Annotated in this window: 15 protein-coding genes; 9 read left to right on the plus strand and 6 right to left on the minus strand. The window is 50.0% G+C overall.

What is annotated here, in order from left to right; genetic code table 11:
- Positions 1-73 precede the first annotated feature (73 nt).
- The 3 genes from NT073_RS26700 (at position 74) to NT073_RS26710 (ending at position 4833) form a co-directional block, all read left to right on the plus strand.
- Positions 74-1750 (plus strand): putative maltokinase, encoded by a 1677-nt coding sequence (locus NT073_RS26700; protein WP_297379832.1) that lies wholly within the window; start codon positions 74-76, stop codon positions 1748-1750.
- 188 nt (positions 1751-1938) lie between these two features.
- The gene (gene glgB / locus NT073_RS26705) at positions 1939-3951 is read left to right on the plus strand and encodes a 1,4-alpha-glucan branching protein GlgB (RefSeq protein WP_297379835.1); all 2013 of its coding nucleotides are present in this window, start codon (positions 1939-1941) and stop codon (positions 3949-3951) included.
- A 108-nt stretch (positions 3952-4059) separates the two neighbouring features.
- The gene (locus NT073_RS26710; protein WP_297379838.1) at positions 4060-4833 is read left to right on the plus strand and encodes a hypothetical protein; all 774 of its coding nucleotides are present in this window, start codon (positions 4060-4062) and stop codon (positions 4831-4833) included.
- A 68-nt stretch (positions 4834-4901) separates the two neighbouring features.
- Here NT073_RS26710 and NT073_RS26715 read toward each other — a convergent pair whose 3' ends face one another.
- Positions 4902-5864 (minus strand): alpha-E domain-containing protein, encoded by a 963-nt coding sequence (locus NT073_RS26715; protein ID WP_297379840.1) that lies wholly within the window; start codon positions 5862-5864, stop codon positions 4902-4904.
- 248 nt (positions 5865-6112) lie between these two features.
- Here NT073_RS26715 and NT073_RS26720 point away from each other — a divergent pair, with 248 nt between their 5' ends.
- Entirely contained in the window at positions 6113-6901 is a 789-nt protein-coding gene (locus tag NT073_RS26720; RefSeq protein ID WP_297379842.1) for an NIPSNAP family protein, read from the plus strand.
- A gap of 55 nt (positions 6902-6956) precedes the next feature.
- The gene (locus NT073_RS26725; RefSeq protein ID WP_297379845.1) at positions 6957-8348 is read left to right on the plus strand and encodes a Gfo/Idh/MocA family oxidoreductase; all 1392 of its coding nucleotides are present in this window, start codon (positions 6957-6959) and stop codon (positions 8346-8348) included.
- Positions 8349-8369: 21 nt separating this feature from the next.
- Here the strand turns inward: NT073_RS26725 and NT073_RS26730 are convergent, their stop codons facing one another.
- The 3 genes from NT073_RS26730 to NT073_RS26740 all read right to left on the minus strand — a co-directional run bounded on the left by NT073_RS26730 (position 8370) and on the right by NT073_RS26740 (position 12276).
- Positions 8370-9569 (minus strand): OmpA family protein, encoded by a 1200-nt coding sequence (locus tag NT073_RS26730; protein WP_297379848.1) that lies wholly within the window; start codon positions 9567-9569, stop codon positions 8370-8372.
- Positions 9570-9606: 37 nt separating this feature from the next.
- Positions 9607-10215, minus strand: coding sequence for a hypothetical protein (locus tag NT073_RS26735; RefSeq protein ID WP_297379851.1), 609 nt, complete (start codon positions 10213-10215; stop codon positions 9607-9609).
- A gap of 210 nt (positions 10216-10425) precedes the next feature.
- Positions 10426-12276 (minus strand): ABC transporter ATP-binding protein, encoded by a 1851-nt coding sequence (locus NT073_RS26740; protein WP_297379854.1) that lies wholly within the window; start codon positions 12274-12276, stop codon positions 10426-10428.
- A 273-nt stretch (positions 12277-12549) separates the two neighbouring features.
- Between NT073_RS26740 and NT073_RS26745 the strand changes: the two genes are divergently transcribed.
- The 4 genes from NT073_RS26745 (at position 12550) to NT073_RS26760 (ending at position 18343) form a co-directional block, all read left to right on the plus strand.
- Entirely contained in the window at positions 12550-13935 is a 1386-nt protein-coding gene (locus tag NT073_RS26745; RefSeq protein ID WP_297379856.1) for a hypothetical protein, read from the plus strand.
- 96 nt (positions 13936-14031) lie between these two features.
- On the plus strand, positions 14032-15432 hold the full coding sequence (locus NT073_RS26750; protein WP_297379859.1) for a thioredoxin fold domain-containing protein: 1401 nt from the start codon (positions 14032-14034) through the stop codon (positions 15430-15432).
- A gap of 102 nt (positions 15433-15534) precedes the next feature.
- The gene (locus tag NT073_RS26755; RefSeq protein ID WP_297379862.1) at positions 15535-16104 is read left to right on the plus strand and encodes a low affinity iron permease family protein; all 570 of its coding nucleotides are present in this window, start codon (positions 15535-15537) and stop codon (positions 16102-16104) included.
- 214 nt (positions 16105-16318) lie between these two features.
- Complete coding sequence (locus tag NT073_RS26760) at positions 16319-18343, plus strand: PAS domain-containing protein (protein WP_297379866.1); 2025 nt, start codon at positions 16319-16321, stop codon at positions 18341-18343.
- A gap of 24 nt (positions 18344-18367) precedes the next feature.
- On the opposite strand, the gene NT073_RS26765 is transcribed toward NT073_RS26760, so the two are convergent.
- Together NT073_RS26765 and NT073_RS26770 are read right to left on the minus strand one after the other, a co-directional pair.
- Positions 18368-18952 (minus strand): biliverdin-producing heme oxygenase, encoded by a 585-nt coding sequence (locus tag NT073_RS26765; protein WP_297379869.1) that lies wholly within the window; start codon positions 18950-18952, stop codon positions 18368-18370.
- A complete protein-coding gene (locus tag NT073_RS26770) occupies positions 18949-19380 on the minus strand; it encodes a response regulator (protein WP_297379871.1) in 432 nt (143 codons plus the stop codon). Before NT073_RS26770 ends, NT073_RS26765 begins: the two co-directional genes overlap by 4 nt.
- Position 19381: the final 1 nt, after the last annotated feature.

The raw sequence follows: 19381 nt of genomic DNA on the forward strand, positions 1-19381 counted from the left end.
TCACCACGAGCAAGCTAAAAAAACAATAGCGTGTAAAAACTGCTTGACTAGATGGTAACTATGCACGCTACTCATGCTTATTTCGCAACCCATGACCTCTGATACTGCCTGGCGCGATAGCCACTCAGACCCCCAATTTTGGGCAATGCTGGCGCAAACCCTGTTGCCACCTTATGTCAATACCTGTCGCTGGTTTGCGGGGAAGGCCCGACCACAAACCGGCTTTTCGGTAAAAACGGTTCACACCCTGGCGCTTTCTGATGGCGATATCGCTTACCTTCTCATTCTTGAAGCGACTTATGCCGATGGCAGGCCTGAAACATATTTATTACCCATTTCTTTCCTGACCGATCATACCACACATACGCTGTCGTTTCAGCCAGCCTCTCTTCCGGAAAAGGCCCGTATCAGTGACGACATAACCATTGGGAAAGAAACTGGGATGCTCATCGACGCTATCTACGACGAACGCTTCCGAGCCGTGCTTTTTACGGCCATTTATCAGAACCAGACAATGCCGCAAACCGATGGAACCCTGACGTTTCACCGAGGGAAGGGTCTTGATGAGGGCGACGAGTTGCTTCCATCGCGGGTGTTGCCCGTCGACTCAAGCAACTCGGCAATGACCTTTGGCGATAAATATTTCCTGAAGCTCTACCGAAAACTCTTTCAGGAAACGAACCCGGAAGTCGATATGGTAGCGTTTCTGACCGACGAAAGCAGCTTTGACCACATTCCGGCTTTCGGTGGCAGCATTATCTGGCAGGGCAATGATCGGCCGGATATTACGCTCGGAATGGTGCAGCGAATGGTGCCCAACGACAAGGATTCGTGGATGCAAACCGGCGATTACCTCAACGATTTTCTGTATGCCGTTCCACAACGGCTGTTTGCCATTCGGGAAGATGTGTTCGATAAGGTCGAACTGCTGGGCCGCCGGACGGGCGAGATGCATTGCGCTCTGTACAAACCCTCCAAACCCAACGCCCCCACCGATCCGGCTTTCGAACCCGAGCCGTTTACGGACGAGTACCGCGAGTTCATGATCAAACGCTTGGAAGACCTGCTCGAACGCCGGTACGCGTTGCTTATCGACAACTATACTAAACTCGACCCGCAGGCGCAGCGGCTGGCCTGGGTATTTATGGAAGCTAAAGAGATGATCGACACCTTCATCGCCGACTTCCGCACTCGCCCGCTCAGTTCGCAACGCATCCGAATCCACGGCGACTATCACCTGGGGCAGGTGCTGGCAACAGAAAACGACTTTGTCATCATCGACTTTGAAGGTGAGCCAGAAAGCAGCATTGCCGAACGAAAGATTAAGCACTCACCGCTGAAAGACGTAGCGGGTATGATTCGATCATACCATTACGCTGTTTCGGCCAAGCTGTTCAACTCGGTCGAAACGGATGACCTCGACCCCGAACACCTACAGCGCGTATCGGACCGGTGGTTCTACCTAATTCGAGACACCTTTCTGGATGCTTATCTGGACGTATTTGGTGCCCCGCATCCGCTTTTCAAAAACAACAGCGAAATCAATTTCCTGCTCCTGATCTACCTGCTCGAAAAGGCCGTATATGAACTGGGCTACGAAATTAGCTACCGCCCATCGTGGGTTAAAATCCCGCTGAAGGGCATTATTGATGTGATACGCGAGATCGAAAAAATTCGGTTGAGCGATGGTGAGGTCACACCCCACGTACCCATGCTGCAAACAGGTTTGCTGCAAACAAAACGCGAGTAGTTGATCAGGAAAAATACAGCGGCAAGTCCGATGTAACAACGCCCTATTTTACGTAGGAAGCCCTGTTTTTCGTAGGAGACCGGGGCAGCTACCCGATAAATTGAGATCATGTGTCTGCGAACGGTAAGGATTTTTTCTAACTTTCAGCCCGTGATCACGTTCAATAACGTATCTATTTAGTTCCAACAATGGCAAAACGCAAAACTCCTACCCCCTCGGCCGAAACCGAACAAGCGGTGCAGCCTGCTTTACCCGAACAAGTTACGAGCCAACCGGCCTCGTCGGACAAGCCGACCCACCAGGATGGGGTTTACTCCCGCTTCTCTGATTTTGATATTCACCTCTTCCGGAGTGGAAAGCATCAAAAGCTATACGATAAATTTGGCTCTCATGTAGTCGAGCACAACGGTATAACAGGCACCTATTTCGCCGTGTGGGCACCCTCCGCCCGTTATGTGGCGGTTATTGGTAATTTCAATGGCTGGGACAAAGGCAGTCATTCCATGAATGTTCGCTGGGATTCGTCGGGTATCTGGGAAGTATTCATTCCGAACATTGGCCGGGGCGAAACCTATAAATACTTTATCGTCCATGAAGGCGGACGCGAAGTAGAAAAAGGTGACCCTTACGCCCACTGGTGGGAAGTGCCGCCCAAAACAGCTTCGGTCGTCTGGGATACCTACTACGAATGGCAGGATGAGGAATGGATGGCCAGCCGGGGTGCCAAAAACGCCCTCAACGCACCCATTTCCGTGTACGAGATGCACATGTCCTCCTGGCGACGCGATCCCGGTAATCCGGAGCGCGAGTTGTCGTATGGTGAAATTGCCGACGCGCTGGTGCCTTATCTACAGGATATGGGTTTCACGCACGTTGAGTTCATGCCCGTCATGCAGTATCCGTACGCTCCATCATGGGGTTATCAGATTACCGGATACTACGCGCCCAGCAGCCGTTTCGGTACGCCACAGGAGTTCATGAAACTCATCGAAAGGCTCCACCAGGCGGGTATCGGCGTGTTGCTGGACTGGGTCCCCTCCCACTTCCCCGGCGACGCTCACGGCCTGTATGAATTCGACGGCTCGCACTTATACGAGCATCCTGATTTACGCAAAGGCTATCACCCCGACTGGAAAAGTTACATTTTCAACTATGGTCGCCCCGAGGTGCGTTCGTTCCTGCTCAGCAACGCCATGTTCTGGCTTGACCGCTGCCATGCTGATGGTTTGCGGGTAGATGCCGTGGCCTCTATGCTGTATCTGGATTATTCGCGTAATGCGGGTGAATGGGAGCCGAACGTATTTGGTGGCCGTGAGAATCTGGACGTTATCTCGCTCATTAAAGAAATTAACGAAGCGGTTTATAAGGAATTCCCCGATACGCAAACCATCGCCGAAGAGTCAACGGCTTTCCCTGGCGTTTCTCGGCCAGTTTTCATGGGTGGTCTCGGCTTCGGAATGAAGTGGATGATGGGCTGGATGAACGATACGCTCCGGTATTTCCAGCGCGACCCCGCTTTCCGCAAGTTTCACCAGGACGAGCTGACGTTTAGTACCGTCTACGCCTTTACGGAGAACTTCATGCTGCCACTGTCGCACGATGAGGTTGTGTACGGCAAGCACTCCCTGATTGGTAAAATGCCCGGCGACGAATGGCAGCGATTTGCCAATTTACGGTTGCTTTTCTCCTATATGTTTACGCATTCCGGCACCAAACTGCTCTTCATGGGGGGCGAATTCGGCCAAACATCGGAGTGGAAATTCGATGCCAGCCTGGATTGGCACTTGCTCGAATTTGCGCCCCATAAAGGCATGGCGGCCTGCGTAAAAGCCTTAAACACGCTTTACAAAGCTGAACCAGCCTTGTATGAGCGTAATTTCAGTGCCGAAGGTTTCGAGTGGATCGACACCACCGACCGCGAAAACAGTGTCATTACGTACATCCGTAAAGGCAACCGTCCGGAAGACAACTTGCTCATTATACTGAATATGACGCCTATTCCACGCTCCGGTTATCGCATTGGTGTACCGTCGGCGGGTTCATACAAAGAAGTTTTCAATAGTGATGCCGTCGAGTTTTTCGGGAGTGGTGTCAATAATTCGGGGCCTATTGCCAGTTACGAACAGGTATGGCACGGTCGTCCGCAATCCATCGACGTAAACGTTCCTCCCCTGGGAGCTGTCGTTTTAAAAATGATGTAGTAAAGCTCGAAAGGAAGTGGATAGCCGGTGTATACGCAGGCTATCCACTTCCTTTTTTGTACCCGTTTACCTTTTTTGTTTTTACTCGAAAACAGCTTGATGTAGTTAATGAAGCACCTATTTATTGTATTACTAACAATTGTACCACTTTACACATTTGGGCAATCGCCCGTATCGGCCCGGCTTAGCAGTGGTTATGATTTAGGGATGGCTTATTCAAACGATCACTACAATCCATCCATCGCTTATTACCAGCTTATCCACATCGGTGAACGCAAGCTCTTCTCTCTCGGCTGGACAGCCCGTTTGGGAGCTTTTTACGGCGATAACCTGAATTACTATACCGCTCCCGCTGGATTAACCCGCGGAAAAAGCGGGTTAGGTGCTATTGGAGCCCCGCTCATCGTGAATAATATCGATACGGTTCGCTATGACTATATAACCAATACGTCGCTCAACATTGGCATTCGGGCGCAGCTTAATTTAGGAAAGCTGGAAATTGGGGGTAGTGCCGACTTACTGGGAATCGCTTTCGGGAAGTCGAGACTAGGCCGCTATATATCGTCAACGGGTCAGTACAAGGTTTATTCCAGCACTGGCGCTGATTCAACGACGGCTTACTTTAAGGGTGCTAACACCTTTCAGAAATCGAGGCCCAGCGCCCTTAACGTACGGCTACTTGGCGACAATGACCGGGGCACACTGGCCACCGAAATTTATGCCCGCTATCGCGTAAGTCAGCGAATGGGCATAAAACTGGGATATCAGTGGCTTACCACCGAAACAACCGTTTCGAACCGCGATATTATTGCCGATAACAACCGGTTTCGGAATCGGGCGGGTATGGCTTATTTGGCTATCACACTACCCGTCTTTCGGTAGTGAATTAGTGGCATAGTAGAGTAAGTAAAAGTAGTTTTACTGCACTTACTCCACCACTACACAAATCACTAAACTTCCACTGGTTTCAGATCGAAATACGTTTGAAAGATAGCAGCCCCAATTTCGTTAGTACGGGTTTGGAAATTATCGAGGTATTGATGAAGTCCTCCACTGAAAATGTCTGCCGTATCCGTAAACTCTATCTCCGAACGTAGTTTAGACATGGTGCGCTCCGCAGAGTTTCCAAAGCCATGCGCAATGTTGTTGCCGGAAATTTCGTAGAGCGACAATTCCGCTTGCCGGATACAATGTGCTACCGAACGGGGAAACATCCGGTCCAGAATGAGAAACTCGACAATGCTGGACGGTGTCAGCGACCGGTACTGCTGACGGTGCATGTTATAAGCACTTACCGACTTTAATACGGCCGACCAAATCATTAAGTCGATGGTAGAGCCAACGGCTTCAATTTCGGGCAGAAGCGTAAAGTATTTAACATCCAGAAAACGTGATGTTTTATCGGCCCGCTCCAGAAAACGCCCCAGCCGACCGAAATGCCAGGCTTCGTTTCGGGTAATAGTCGCATCGATAATCCCGTAAAAGAGCTGGGTGCTGTTCCGAATTTCTGTAAAAAAGTGCTGAGTTTCAATTTCCTCCCACTGCTGCTTGGGCGACGTATCGCGCACCATCAGGTAAAACTGGTTCAAGTGTTCCCACATTTCCTTCGAAATCACCTCCCGAATGGTGCGGGCGTTCTCCCGCGCGTTGCTTAGACAAGCCACAATGGAATTGGGATTACGCTTATCGAAGGTCATAAAATGAATGACATTCTCCCGCGTAGGCTGCTGATAGTACTTTGTGAATAAGTCGTGGTCAGCGGTGGCAATCAGTAAAGGCTCCCACTGCTGGTCTACGTTTGGTGGCAGATCGAGCGCCAGGTTGAAATTCACACTCATGAAACGGGCATAGTTTTCAGCTCGCTCAATGTATCTATGCATCCAGTAAACAGAATTGGCAACGCGGCTCAACATAACGTATAATATTGGGTTAAAACGGTGGATGACCGACAAAAATAATGCTTTAGACGTACTAAACAAGAAAACATACGCAACTCGAACTTATAGGCAAAACATTCGCTTCAAAGATAAGTCTGTATTTATCAGGCAGAAGCGCTTACCAGACTCATTAACATTACATGACAAAAAGTTAATACGGTTAGAAAAAGGCTGGTTAACGCTTCTGAACACAGAACGCTTTACTAGTACGTTTCTGCAACAATATGATAGCCAAACTATATTCCCTATGCTTTTTTAGCCTGCTATTCAGCATGGCCGCTTTCGCAACTACCAAGCCCGGCAAAGCTACAGCCCCGGCAGCGGGTTCCAAGTTTTACGAGGTTCGAATTTATTACCCGACTCCGGGCAAATACGCCGAAATAGTAGACCGTTTTCGCCAGTATACTACCAAAATTTTCGAGAAACATGGTATGGAAAACATTGGTTACTGGACACCAACGGATACCACTCAAAAAAAGCTGATCTACATTCTGGCCTACCCCAGCCGCGAAGCTCGGGATGCTTCCTGGAAAGCCTTCGGCAGCGATCCGGAATGGAAAGCGGTGGTAGCAAAAACCGAAGCGAATGGCAAACTGGTCGACCACGTGGATCAGATTTTTATGACCGAGGCTGACATTTCTCCTAAGCTGAAACTAAGCCAGAAATCGCCCGAACGGACGTTTGAATTACGCACCTATACATGCACACCGGGCAAACTGCCTAACCTGCTGTCGCGTTTCCGCGATCACACCATCAAGCTGTTCAGCAAACACGGGATGACGAACGTGGCCTATTGGGTTACGCAGGAAAAAGATCCGAATGAACAGTCTAAGCTTGTATACATACTGGCTCACCCCAGCGAAGCCGAAGGGAAAGCTCATTTCGAAGAGTTCCGGAAAGACCCTAAATGGATAGCGGCTAAAGACGCATCAGAAAAAGAAGCGGGTGGATCTTTGACCACCAAAGTCGAGTCGGTTTACATGAAACCAACCGATTATTCGCCTATTAAATAACTCGGGTAAACAACCCCTTTCATCAATCGGTTTCCTGACGTAAACAAACAACGTTATGAAACCGATTGATCGTTTTGTTACTAACCTGTTAGGTAATCCAGTTGTATCTACCCTTTCGCGGCAGGATTTCCTTCAGCTAACGGGCCGGGGTCTCGCCGTTGGTGCGCTGGGAACTGCTCTGGCCTCCTGCGACAAAAAGCCCGACGCCAGCAGCACTTCAGCATCCACAGCCAGTACGCCCAGCGGACCCGTTCCCAAGCTCCCGGCCACCTCCCCCCCGGCCGAAGTCCCCGCTGACTCCACCAAGCCCATTGAGCTGGAGCAAATCAAAGCCAAAACCGAACAGCAGGAAGGCCCGACCCCTACGCCCCTGGCCGAAGACCAGCGCGTGGGTTATGCCCTTGTTGGTCTGGGCCACCTGACCCTGAATCAGATTTTGCCCGCTTTCGGCGGCTGTACAAAATCAAAAGTGGTGGCTCTGGTGAGCGGCAGCCCCGAAAAAATGCAGAAGGTAGCCGCTCAGTATGGCATCAAGGAATCGAGTTGCTATAGTTACGCCGACTACGACAAACTGAAGGATAACAAGGAGGTGCAAGCGATTTACATTGTGCTTCCCAACGGCATGCACGCTGAGTACACCATTCGGGGGGCGCAGGCAGGCAAGCATATTCTCTGTGAAAAACCGATGGCCAATAGCGCGCAGGAATGCCAGGCCATGATCGACGCCTGTAAAAAAGCAAACCGTAAGCTTATGATCGCCTACCGCATTCAGTATGAGCCGCATAACAAGATGGTGCGCGAGATGATCCAGACGGAGAAATTCGGGAAGGTGAAAAGCATCATCGCGAACAACGGTCAAAACTCCGATAACCCGAAACACTGGCGGTTCAACAAAGCCCTCGCTGGGGGCGGCTCTCTCCCCGACGTGGGCTTATATTGCCTGAACACCATCCGGTTTGTGCTGGCCGAAGAGCCAACTGAAGTTATGGCGTACATTCATAGTACGCCAAACGACCCACGCTTCAAAGAAGTTGAAGAACAGGTAAACTGGCTGATGAAATTTCCAAGTGGCGTTCAGGCCAGTTGCGCCACCAGCTACGGACACCACGATGAGAAGAGCTACCGCGTTCTGGCCGATACGGGTTGGATAAAAATGGATCCTGCTTTTCCATATACTGGCCTACAACTGGAAACCAGTCAGGCACAGGGCGAAGAAAATCAGATCATTCAGCACAAAATTGCCGACAAAGACCATTTTGCCACCGAAATGGATCACTTCTCGGAATGCATTCTGGACAATAAAATCCCCTTTACGCCCGGCGAGGAAGGCCTTCAGGACCAGAAGATAATGGAAGCTATTTACCAGTCGGCACGGGAAGGCAAACCGGTCAAACTGCCGCCAGTAGCCAAAAAAGACGCTTTCCGGGGACCGAAGCCAACTGTCTAAACCGCCGGGCGGCCCGGCGGTTTAGAGAACAGGCACTACCTCCACCCGCCGGTTCTTTTTCCGATTCTCTTCATTATTATTTGGGGCGATTGGGTCGATAGGACCGCGACCAACCGCTGTCAGGCGGCTTTTTGCAATTCCTTTACCAACGAGGTAATCAATAACCGCCTGACAGCGATCACGGGAGAGTTTTACATTTAGGTCAAAATCGCCCTGATTGTCGGTATGTCCCCGGATTTCGATTTTTGCCGTTGGGTTTTCCAGTAATACAGCCACTAATTGGTTGAGTTCCGTGGAAGATTCCGGCCGCAGAACCGGGGAACTTTGGTCGAAATAAATATTCTTGAGCGGGATGGCTTTCCCTTTTTCCAAGGCGCCAAACGGCTTATTCGAAACAGCAGGCATCGGTAGGTTACCGGAAAGAGTGGGCACCTTTAACGCTGGTTTTGCCGCCGGGGTCTCCACATAGGCTGTCTTTGCCGACTTCACTACGGCTTCGGGGAGCGCTTGCGCTTTTGTAATGTCCGGCGCTTTTTTAGGTGTTAGCATAACCCGTGCTTCGCTCTGTACACTGTCCAGCCTGATAGACTTTGTAAAATCGCCATAGCCATTGGCTGAACTGGTTAACTGGTAAACGCCCTTACCGGGTAAATCCGTTTTAACCAGACCGGTCGTCGAATCGGGCGTTAGCAAGAGCGTTGTTTTGCCAGCTTTACCCGAGATTGTAAAACGGGCATCGTGAATTAGCTTATTCGTCCGGCTGTCGACCGCCCACACGGTTAGTTTAATGGGAGCCGGGTCTAGTTGGGCATCAAACTCATACCTATTTCCGGTTGTCGATACAGCTATTGTCATACTTCGAAAAGCTGTTGTATAACCTTCTCCACTTACCTCAATCGCTAACACATCGGGCTCGTTAAATACCTGCTCAAGCCGCCCGTTTGCCAGGGAGAGCACCTGTGTCTTACCCGTTGTCCGTGAAGTTATGCTGACAATAGCCGATGTAAGCGGCTTACTGATATCAACGGCAAACGCTTTTATGGTTAAAATGCTGGGGTTGGCTGTGCGTCCGGATTGAACAGGAGAAGCCATCACTGGCCTGGCACTGGGTGTCGCTTTGATCCGCGAATAATCAACGTCCCTCCGTTGGGCCATACCAGAACCCACAACCAGCAAACAGATTACTGTTGTCAGAAACACCTTTCCGCTTTGGAGGAACATCTGTCGCCTGTTTAGTTACTCACCACTTGACTTTCGCTTAATGGTGTGCCGTAGTCGATACGGGTGGATTGATCATAATATGCGCTCGGTGGGTACCGGGGTCCATGATCCAAGGCATACCGGGCGCTTCAGGCTTCAGAGGCAGACCGGTACTTTCGGCAGTAGCGTACGGGATGTACACAACTGAGCGTAGATACCCATCTTTTACTTCGCCTGTAGCTGCGTCATAATCCTCGTCTTTAGCCGTGTACGAGAATAACGATGATGGATGGGTAGGCATTGTCAGTTTTTTAGCCTTTACTTCCTGCTCACGCATCGCCAGAATTTCGGCCGGTTTTTTACCAGCCTGTTTCAACACCCGACCGCGTTCCATAAAGGGGTCCAGGTCGCGGTGGTAACAGGACACACTTAGGCCTTTTTGAGCGGGATCATCGGCTAGGCAAACAAGTTCGTTTGTTCCTTTTCGCAGCACGACAAACTCATTCTTTGGGGAATAGCCGTATACCGTAGCCCCATCGCGTTTGTCGGCTGGAGCAGCCAGCACAGCGTTTTTAATCTGAATATCGGGCGACGGAATGGCGGGAGTTTGTGCCTGTGCCGTGAGTAATACGCCTTGTAACGCGCAGAAAGAAAGAAGGGTTTTCATAAAAAAACAGGTTTAGCAGACTATGACGAAGCTTCGAATGATGGCGCGGGGCCGGATCACGTTGGCTCCAGCCTCTGCCGACTATTCTTAAGCCTCCGGCCGGTCAAATAAACATATAAATTGTTAAAGTTGGCTAGAATCCGGAGAATAAGAGACCCAAGGCCGAGCCAACGTGGCTCGGCCTCGCGCCATCATGCCTTACGTTCAATCTTACTGATACCCCCTTGCCTGCAAACCAAACAACTCGGCGTAGCGGCCATCTTTCTCCAGCAGTTCGTAGTGACTGCCAATTTCGAGCAGGGTACCATTTTCCAGTACCAGAATCCGGTCGGCCATGCGAACAGTGCTGAACCGGTGCGAAATGATGACCGACGATTTCCCTTCTGTTAGCTGGGCAAATCGCTGGAACACTTCGTACTCGGCACGGGCGTCAAGGGCAGCGGTGGGTTCGTCGAGAATAATCAGCTGCGCATCGCGCATGTAGGCACGGCCCAGTGCTACCTTTTGCCACTCCCCCCCCGATAGTTCAACGCCTTTGCCAAACGAGCGGCCCAGCTGCTGGTCGTACCCTCCGGCCAGTTTGGCGATGACCGTATCGGCCAGACTCCGTTGTGCAGACGTTTCGATGCGGGCCTGATTCGTTCGCTCGTCAATATCACCCACGGCAATATTCACCCCAGCCGACATTTTGAAGCGGGTATAATCCTGAAAAATGACACCAATATTGCGCCGTAGCTCCATCAGGTCGTACTCGCGTAAATCGTAGCCATCGAGCAGAATACGCCCTTCGGCCGGGTCGTACAAACGGGCCAGCAGTTTGACGAGCGTCGTTTTGCCAGCGCCGTTCTCACCAACGAGCGCCAGTTTTTCGCCCGCCTGAAGCGTAAAGGAAAGATTACGCAAAGCCCAGCGCTCCGAGTTGGTGTATTTGAAACCGACATTTTCGAACACAAACCCTTCCCGAATTGGCCTGGGGAACGGACGGGTCGTTTTGGGCGAATGAATGAGCGGTTTAATGGCAAAATAATCGAACAAATCCTGCAAATAGATCGCTTCCTGCGTCAGGCTGCTGAACTGAAGCAGAATCCCTTCCAGCGAGCCCCGCACCTGCCGGAACGACCCAGCCAGAAAGGTCAGGTCACCGAGTGTGATTTGCCCGTTCACGGCCCGCAGCACAATCCAGACGTAAGCCCCGTAATAACCCGCAGTACCCAGGGCCGTCAGCAACGTGCCCCACCCGGCCCGGCTGATGGCCAGCGCCCGGTTCTTTAGATAATACCCCCACGATAACTCTTTGAATCGGTCGATCAGAAAGCCCGACAAACCAAAAATCTTGACCTCTTTCGCCGTTTCGTCGCTCGCACCAATGTATCGCAGGTAATCAAGTTCGCGCCGTTCGGGCGTCCAGGAGCGGGAGAGCGAATAGCTGCGCTGGTTGAAGTAGTTGTCGCCAATGAACGACGGCGTTACAGCTACCAGAATCAGCAGCAATAGCCAGGGGTTGTACACTGCGAGACCTGCCGCCAGAAAGCCTACCGAAATCAGTTCCTGTACCTGCCCGAAAACGCCGGAAAGCAGCACCGTTCGGCCGGTGGTCTGGCGTCGGGCGCGTTCGAGTTTATCGTAGAAAGTAGCATCTTCAAACTGTTCGAGATCGAGCGTGGCTGCGTGTTCCATCAGCCGGATGGATGTCTGGTTGGCAAATAAATCGCCCAGCAAACTATCCATCAGCGCCACGGCCCGACCCAGAGCGGTCGAGAGGATCGCCAGACCGAATTCAGCACCCACCAGCCACCAGATATAATTGGTGTCATCCGTTGTGGTGTGCCGGGAGAGGGCAACAACCTGATCGATAATCAACTTCCCGACGTAGAGTGTAGCAGCCGGAATAGCGGCCCGAATCAGGCGCAGGATTGCATTACCGAGAAATAAAGCCGGCGACACCTCCCACACTGATTTGAAAAATGCGGGCAGGTTTCCCAGGGCCGCAAAGCGTTCCCGCCAGCTTACCTGTTCCTTACTATCAGTAGGGGTAGCGTGTGGAATTTCCTTTTTTGCCATATACAAAAAAGACAAGCCCGACCGGGGATTAGTTCATTAGCCTACGCTTCCGTCCGTTCGTAAAACACACCTGCTAAGCCACTTGCCTTCCTGGTAAAATAGCTTTTACACCTGATATATCCAGCCGTTTCCAGACTACGGACTAAGCTATGCATTTGGCACACAAACCACCAAACCGGGTTACTTATCAAGCTCTATACGGTCAAAGATTAAATCCGTTGCGGCAAGGGCCGCAACGGGATTCACGTTTAAATTTTCGTCTACTTTTTCTTTATGATCAATCGAATTCTCCTATTCTTACTCCTTACGCTGTCACTTATCGCCTGCAAGAAAAACGACGATCCTGAGCCCAATCTCCCGCCAGCCGCTTTTACAGTTACCGCCAAGGTTGCGGCCACCGGCGTTGATGTAGTACTCACCTGGACTAAAGCTAAAGACCCGAACGGCGATCCTGTTACGTACGCCGTTGTTTACAAGGATACGTTGGCCAAAAACCTCACCGATACCACTTATACGATTAAGAATGCTGGTTATGGAGCTACAATAGCGGGAAGTGTAGTCGCTTCCGATAATCGAAAAGCATCCACCTCGGCCGCGTTCAGCAGCACGACGGGTGCGAATCCGTATGTAGCGATACCGGATATAAACTTTGAGAAGGCATTAATTGCCTTAAAGATAGATGATGTGCAGGATGGGAAATTATTAATAACCAGTGCTCAAACCGTAACGAATCTGAGTATTTCCGGGAAATCCATTACTAGCCTACAGGGCATCGAAGCTTTCGTGAAGTTAACACTTCTATTCTGTGACGGCAACAACTTGACAACACTAGATTTAAGCTCCAATCCAGCCTTGGGGCGTCTTGATTGTTATAACAATAAATTGATCAGCCTTGATTTGAGTAAGCAAACGGCCCTCGTTAATTTATATTGCTATAACAACAATTTAGCCGGATTAACTTTAAATAGTCCCGTTTTAAATGAGTTATTCTCTTACAACAATGCTCTAACGAGTCTAGATTTAAGTAAGTGTCCGAAACTCGGCAATGTGCAATGCTCCAATAATAAGCTCACCAATCTGGATTTGAGCAAGAGTACATCACTGGTAACTATTGATTGTTCTTTCAACAATTTAACGGCTATAGACCTAACAAATACCGTTAATCTATCCAGATTAACCTGTACAGACAATAAACTAACCACTCTCAATGTCGGTAATTGTAAAGTTCTGCAATCAATAAATTGTCGAAACAATAGCCTGACGAATGTGGATGTAAGTCAAAATCTTTACCTCTCCAGTCTATCTTGTGAATACAATCAATTAAGTCGTATTGATGTAAGTAAGAATATAAATTTAAGTGGCTTAAACTGCCAGTATAATCAACTTCAAGTTTTAGATCTGAGTAAGAATTCAGCGCTTACTGGCCTGCACTGTGAGTATAATCAGTTAAGCAGTCTCGATGTAGGCATCCAGACTAACATGACACATTTATTTTGCGATCACAACACCTTAAGCAGCCTGGATGTAAGTAAGAATAGCCGCATCTCCTATCTGTACTGTTTCAATAACAAGATTCAGACCATATGCGTAAAAAGCCTTTCCCAGGTTGGCAGCGACTGGAAGAAAGATGACAGCTGCACGTATCAAGTCTGTAAATAAGATTGGCACGCACGGGGCAGAGCCTGCTGGCTCTGTCCTCACGCGATCAAAAACCGTCAACAAACAAAATGACAGATTTTTATTGTTATTTCCCGAATGAATTCATTCGTGTCAAGGCTTCTTCTGTCCTTTGTTTTGTTGGTCATCTGTAAACCGGGTGCCCAAAGTCTGCCACTCCCGTGCATTGACCCGCCAGGCATTACCTTTTTTAAAGGTACCTGGAAAGATGTCCTTGCTGAAGCTAAGCGCCAGCACAAACCCGTGTTTCTGGACGTCTACACAACCTGGTGTCCACCCTGCAAACGAATGGCTAACGAAGCCTTTCCCAATTCGAAAATAGGAGGCCGCTACAACGTACACTTCATTAACTACCAGCTCGACGCCGAGAAAGGCGAAGGCATTGCCATTGCCCGACAATACCTCGTAGCCAGTTATCCAACGTCTCTGTTCATCGCACCCAATGGCGATCTGATTCACCGGGCGGTTGGGTACGGCGGCATCAACGCCATGCTTGTTCAGGCCGATCACGTACTGTCTCTGCCACGCCTGAAATCGACGGTTGCGAAGGGCGACAAAGCGTATGCAGACGGAAAGCGAGACCCGGATTTTCTAAAAAAATATCTCCAGACACGTCAGTCGCTCAGCCGCCCCATCAACGACGTGCTCGATGCCTATATCGATGCTCTACCTGCGTCGGAACGCACCGCAGCACAAACAGTGCATTTTGTGGCGGAGACCATTCAATCGGCCGACACGAAAGCATTCAACCTGCTGATTACCAATCGGCCTGGCCTGCTTGAATCCGACCCGGCTCAGGAGCGCCTGTCGAATGCCATTTCCGTTGCATTGTACCGCGTGCTGAGGAACGATTTTGACCGGGCTATTTCAACAAGAGACGAACAACTGCTCGAAAAAGTAATTACAAACAGCGAACGGAATGATGCATCCGCCAACCCGTTCGTGATTCGGCAAGAGGTACAAAAACAGGAAGCCTCGAACGACTACCGGTTGAAATTTCATAAACAGACGCAGAACTTTGCCCGCTACCAAACCATCGCGGAACCGATTGCGCGTGATCAACTGATGAGTCAGGCAATAGCCGATTTGCATGAGCAGGATTCTATCGTTGCCATACGTATGCAAACAGCGGAATCCGCTTTGCCGGATTCAATCCGGAATAACCCGATCTTCAATCCACCCATGAAAAAACACATTGCCTCCTGGAAAGTAGCTCGTTCACTCTACGAAATTGCGGATACCTATCGGACGATGGGCACCTCCGCCACCCAATGGGAGGCAGCCTTGGCGTGGGCAGAGCGCTCGGTACGCTTGTACCGCACCCACGATTCTCTGCACACCTTTGCCCAGTTACTCCAAAAACTTGGCCGTATTCAGGAGGCAGTTTACGCGCAGAAAGAAGCGATTCGTGAGGCAGAGAAAGAGGGTTGGCCCATGCATGATTATGAGGCCGAACTTGCAGATATGAGCCGAAATTGATGACAATCGGTAACCAATCCGAATTAGTCATTTTTAATTTCAGAAAGACTTCTCCAGCAGCGTTTATATCAGTATACTTAGCTTTTTGACCTTCCAACCGTAATGGCTTCGAGTTCATTCACCAAATCTTTTGAGCGGTTTGCCTCGCGGGCAACGCAGGCTACCGGCTCTTCAACCGCCTTTCTACTGGCCTTATTGACCATTATCACCTGGATTATTACAGGTCCTATTTTCGGCTACTCGGACACCTGGCAACTTGTTATCAACACAAGCACAACGATCATAACTTTCCTTATGGTCTTTCTGATTCAGAAATCGCAGAATAAAGATTCGCTGGCCATGCAACTCAAGCTGAATGAACTTATTGCCGTAAATCGCAAGGCTAGTAACCGACTGCTCAATGTAGAAGATCTCACCGAAGCCGAACTGCATGCACTGCACCGCTTTTTTGGTCAGCTGGTCGAAAAGGCAAAAACAGAATCCAGCCTGTCTCAATCACACTCGGTAGAAGAAGCCGAAGATATTCATCAGGACAAACTCGATGCGCTGCACGAACGACGGTCAGTCCGCCGAAAAGATAGACAAGTCGAAAAATCAATGTCATCGGGTACCTTAAAAGCGCCCGCCAAAACCCGATCGGTAAACAAAAAACACGACGATAAGAAAAGCTGAATTCGATCCAAATACACGCACCATTAATAGATACTTTGCCCTTATTTTTGTTGACCATAAAGTCAGCATTTTTTTACGAGTTATCCATCTGGTATACGAACTGCTGACTGCACCCGGAACGCCGGGTAGTTTGTCGTTGTTGACTCCTCATACGTCGGGAATCAACTGCCGGAACGAACCAGCGACAACCTGATTTTCCTGATAGTCTCAACGCATGAATCGGCCTTTTGCTGCTAAATCTACTTCATTGTTACCCGACGAAGAGGTCCTACTTTTACGTTCGTACGATCAATTACAAACAGCGCTTAGCATTGGCCTGATTGCTACCTGGTTTTGGGATCTTGGTACAGACAACGTACTTGGCGACCCTAACCTTCTCCGCATGTTCGGCATCCGCGAAAGTGCCGAAATAACCAGCCTTCCCCTGCGTATATTTACCGACTCCATACACCCCGACGACCGGTCCAGAGTACTCCAGCTGATCGATCAGGGCGTACAGTCCGGCCGTCCTTATGAAGCGGAATACCGCATTGTGGTAAATAACCAAACCCGTTGGGTACTTGCCAGAGGTCGCTTAACCTATGCAGACAACCAACAACCGTTTGCCTTTTCGGGCGTACTGGTCGATGTAACAGACCGAAAAGAAGTTGAACTGCGTTCGCAGATTGCTGAAACGAGTTTCCGACTATCGGTCGAATCAGCTCGCATGGGAACCTGGGATTATAGCCCGCTTACCGGGACATTGATCTGGTCTGACCGGACAAAAGAACTATTTGGCCTGCCTCCAACGGCAACCATCGACTATACCGCTTTCCTGCAGGGGCTTCACCCGGACGATCGTGAGCGGACAGCTCAGATGATTCAGGCCATATTACAACCCGGCAGCAGTGGTCGCTTCGACTGCGAATACCGTACCTTGGGCATTGAAGATGGCCAGTTACGCTGGATTCGTGCCAATGGTCAGGTATTGTTCAACGAACAGGGTATTGCTAATCGGTTTATCGGTACGGTTATCGATATCACGGCTGATAAGGAAGCGGAATCTCTGCTGCAACGACGCGTGGATGAGCAAACCCGTATTCTGGAGCAACAGGCACTTGAGCTACGAACAACCCTGGATGCGTCGCTTAACAGCATCATTGCCATGACGGCCATACGGGATGAAACGGAAACTATTGTTGACTTTATGATGAACACGGCTAACGAAGCCGTTATCAAGAGCAACTTCATGACACCCGATCAAATCATCGGCCGAAGGTTACTGGCCGTGTTTCCGGGCAATAAAGACAACGGGTTCTTCGACCTCTACGCACGGGTCGTCGAAACCGGCCAGGCCGAACAGAGCAGCCAATACTACCGCGACGAATTTGGTTTGGAAGGCTGGTTTGAGGTATCGGCCGTTAAGCAAGGAAGCAACGGGGTGGTTGTTACGTACAACAACATCACCGACCGCAAGCAGGCTGAACTGGCCGCCCAGCATCAAGAGCGGGAGTTGAAAGATGCCAACGTTGAACTACAGCGCTCCAACGAGAACCTGCAACAGTTTGCCCATATCGCTTCGCACGATTTACAGGAGCCGCTCCGGCGCATCCAGGCATTCAGCGATATTCTACAGAATCAATTTTTGGATAGTCTTTCTGATGGCGAACGCGACATGGTCAGACGAATTCAGAAGTCGGCGCAGCGAATGCAGATGCTCATTAAAGATTTGCTGCTTTATTCGCAGGTGAGTACCCAACGGGATTCTTTCACGATTGTCTCGCTGGATATCGTCCTCGAAGATGTGGTAACGGATCTTGAAATGACCATCGCCGAGAAAAACGCAACGGTCGACGTATCTCCCCTGCCATCGGTATACGGAAGCGCGTCACGACTTCGTCAGCTTTTCCAGAACCTGATTACCAACGCGCTGAAATTTTGTCAGACAGGTGTTTCCCCGCTCATTCAGATACGGTACCGTACCGCCCAAACGAGTGAACTCCCCCCAGCTCTCCAGGACGATTCCCGACAGGTATTCTGGTTAATCACCGTAACAGACAATGGCATTGGGTTTGACGAACGCTATAAAGACCGAATTTTCACCCCATTCCAACGACTGCACAAGACCTCCTATAGTGGAACCGGCATTGGCCTGGCCATTTCGCAGCGCGTGTCCGAAAGTCATGGCGGAGCTATCGACGTAACCAGTCAGGACGGCAAAGGGTCTACGTTTAAGGTTTTCTTACCCACTGTCAATTGAGTGGTAGGCCAGTAAGTCTGCTATTTACTGATTAGCAGACTTGTTGACTTCATCGAAAATCGCCTGGTAGATAGTAAACGTCCGGCTAGCGGCAACCACTACTTCGTCGGCATGGAGGGCGCCGTTTACGGTCAGGAAATCACCGAAATCCCGCCAGTAGTTACCTGTTTCGGCCCCGTATCCTCCATAGAACCGGGCATATTCCATAATCGGCTGAAGGGTAGTATTCTTACGCAACAACCGGCCAATTACGCTGCCGCCCAGCATGGAGCCTTCGCCTACATAAGTCGCCCCCAGTAAGTCTGCCGTCGACCAGTCAGCGAATAAATCGGTCATGGATGCTGGCAGGGGTTCGCCCAGATACGTTAGATCGGCCACGAGCCAGGCCGTTTTTTTACGACGCTCGGGCTGGTAGGCGCCAAAAAAACTGGGGTGCCGATCAACAGCAGATTCCAGCGACTGGTGAAAGACAAAGTGAGTGCGCAACAGGTGTGTGTATTCTGGTACTGAAAGCGTACCGTTCTGCAAGGCTTCTGTATAAAAAAGTTGCTCCGTTTGCTCATGAGCCGGCCGAGTTTCGTGCCGTAAACGTTCTAGTAAAATACTCATTTATAATCTGTTCGAATATTATCCTCCAGCCAGAAATCACAAAGCTTTCCGAGCAGGTTACCGGTGGCGCGATAACTACCCGGCTTCACAACATACGCATTGATACCAGCCTGATATGCTGACTGTATATCTCGGGGATTATCAGATGTGCTAAATACAACGATGGGCAGAAACCGCGTCCGTTCAAACGAACGGGTTTGTTCAATTACATCGATTCCGCTCAGCCCAATCAGGTTAATATCCAGTAAAACCAGTTTAGGCAAGCTAATTTTCTGCTGCTCGTATAGCCCCTTTCCAGTCAGGTAATCAAGTGCTTCTGAACCGGAATGCACCACTGTATACGTAATAGGTCTACTTAATTTCTCGATCAGCCGACAAAATATGTCTGCATCGTGCAGATTATCTTCAACATACAATACGTCTACCATG

The organism is Spirosoma sp., from assembly GCF_026391055.1.
Taxonomy (GTDB): Bacteria; Bacteroidota; Bacteroidia; order Cytophagales; family Spirosomataceae; genus Spirosoma.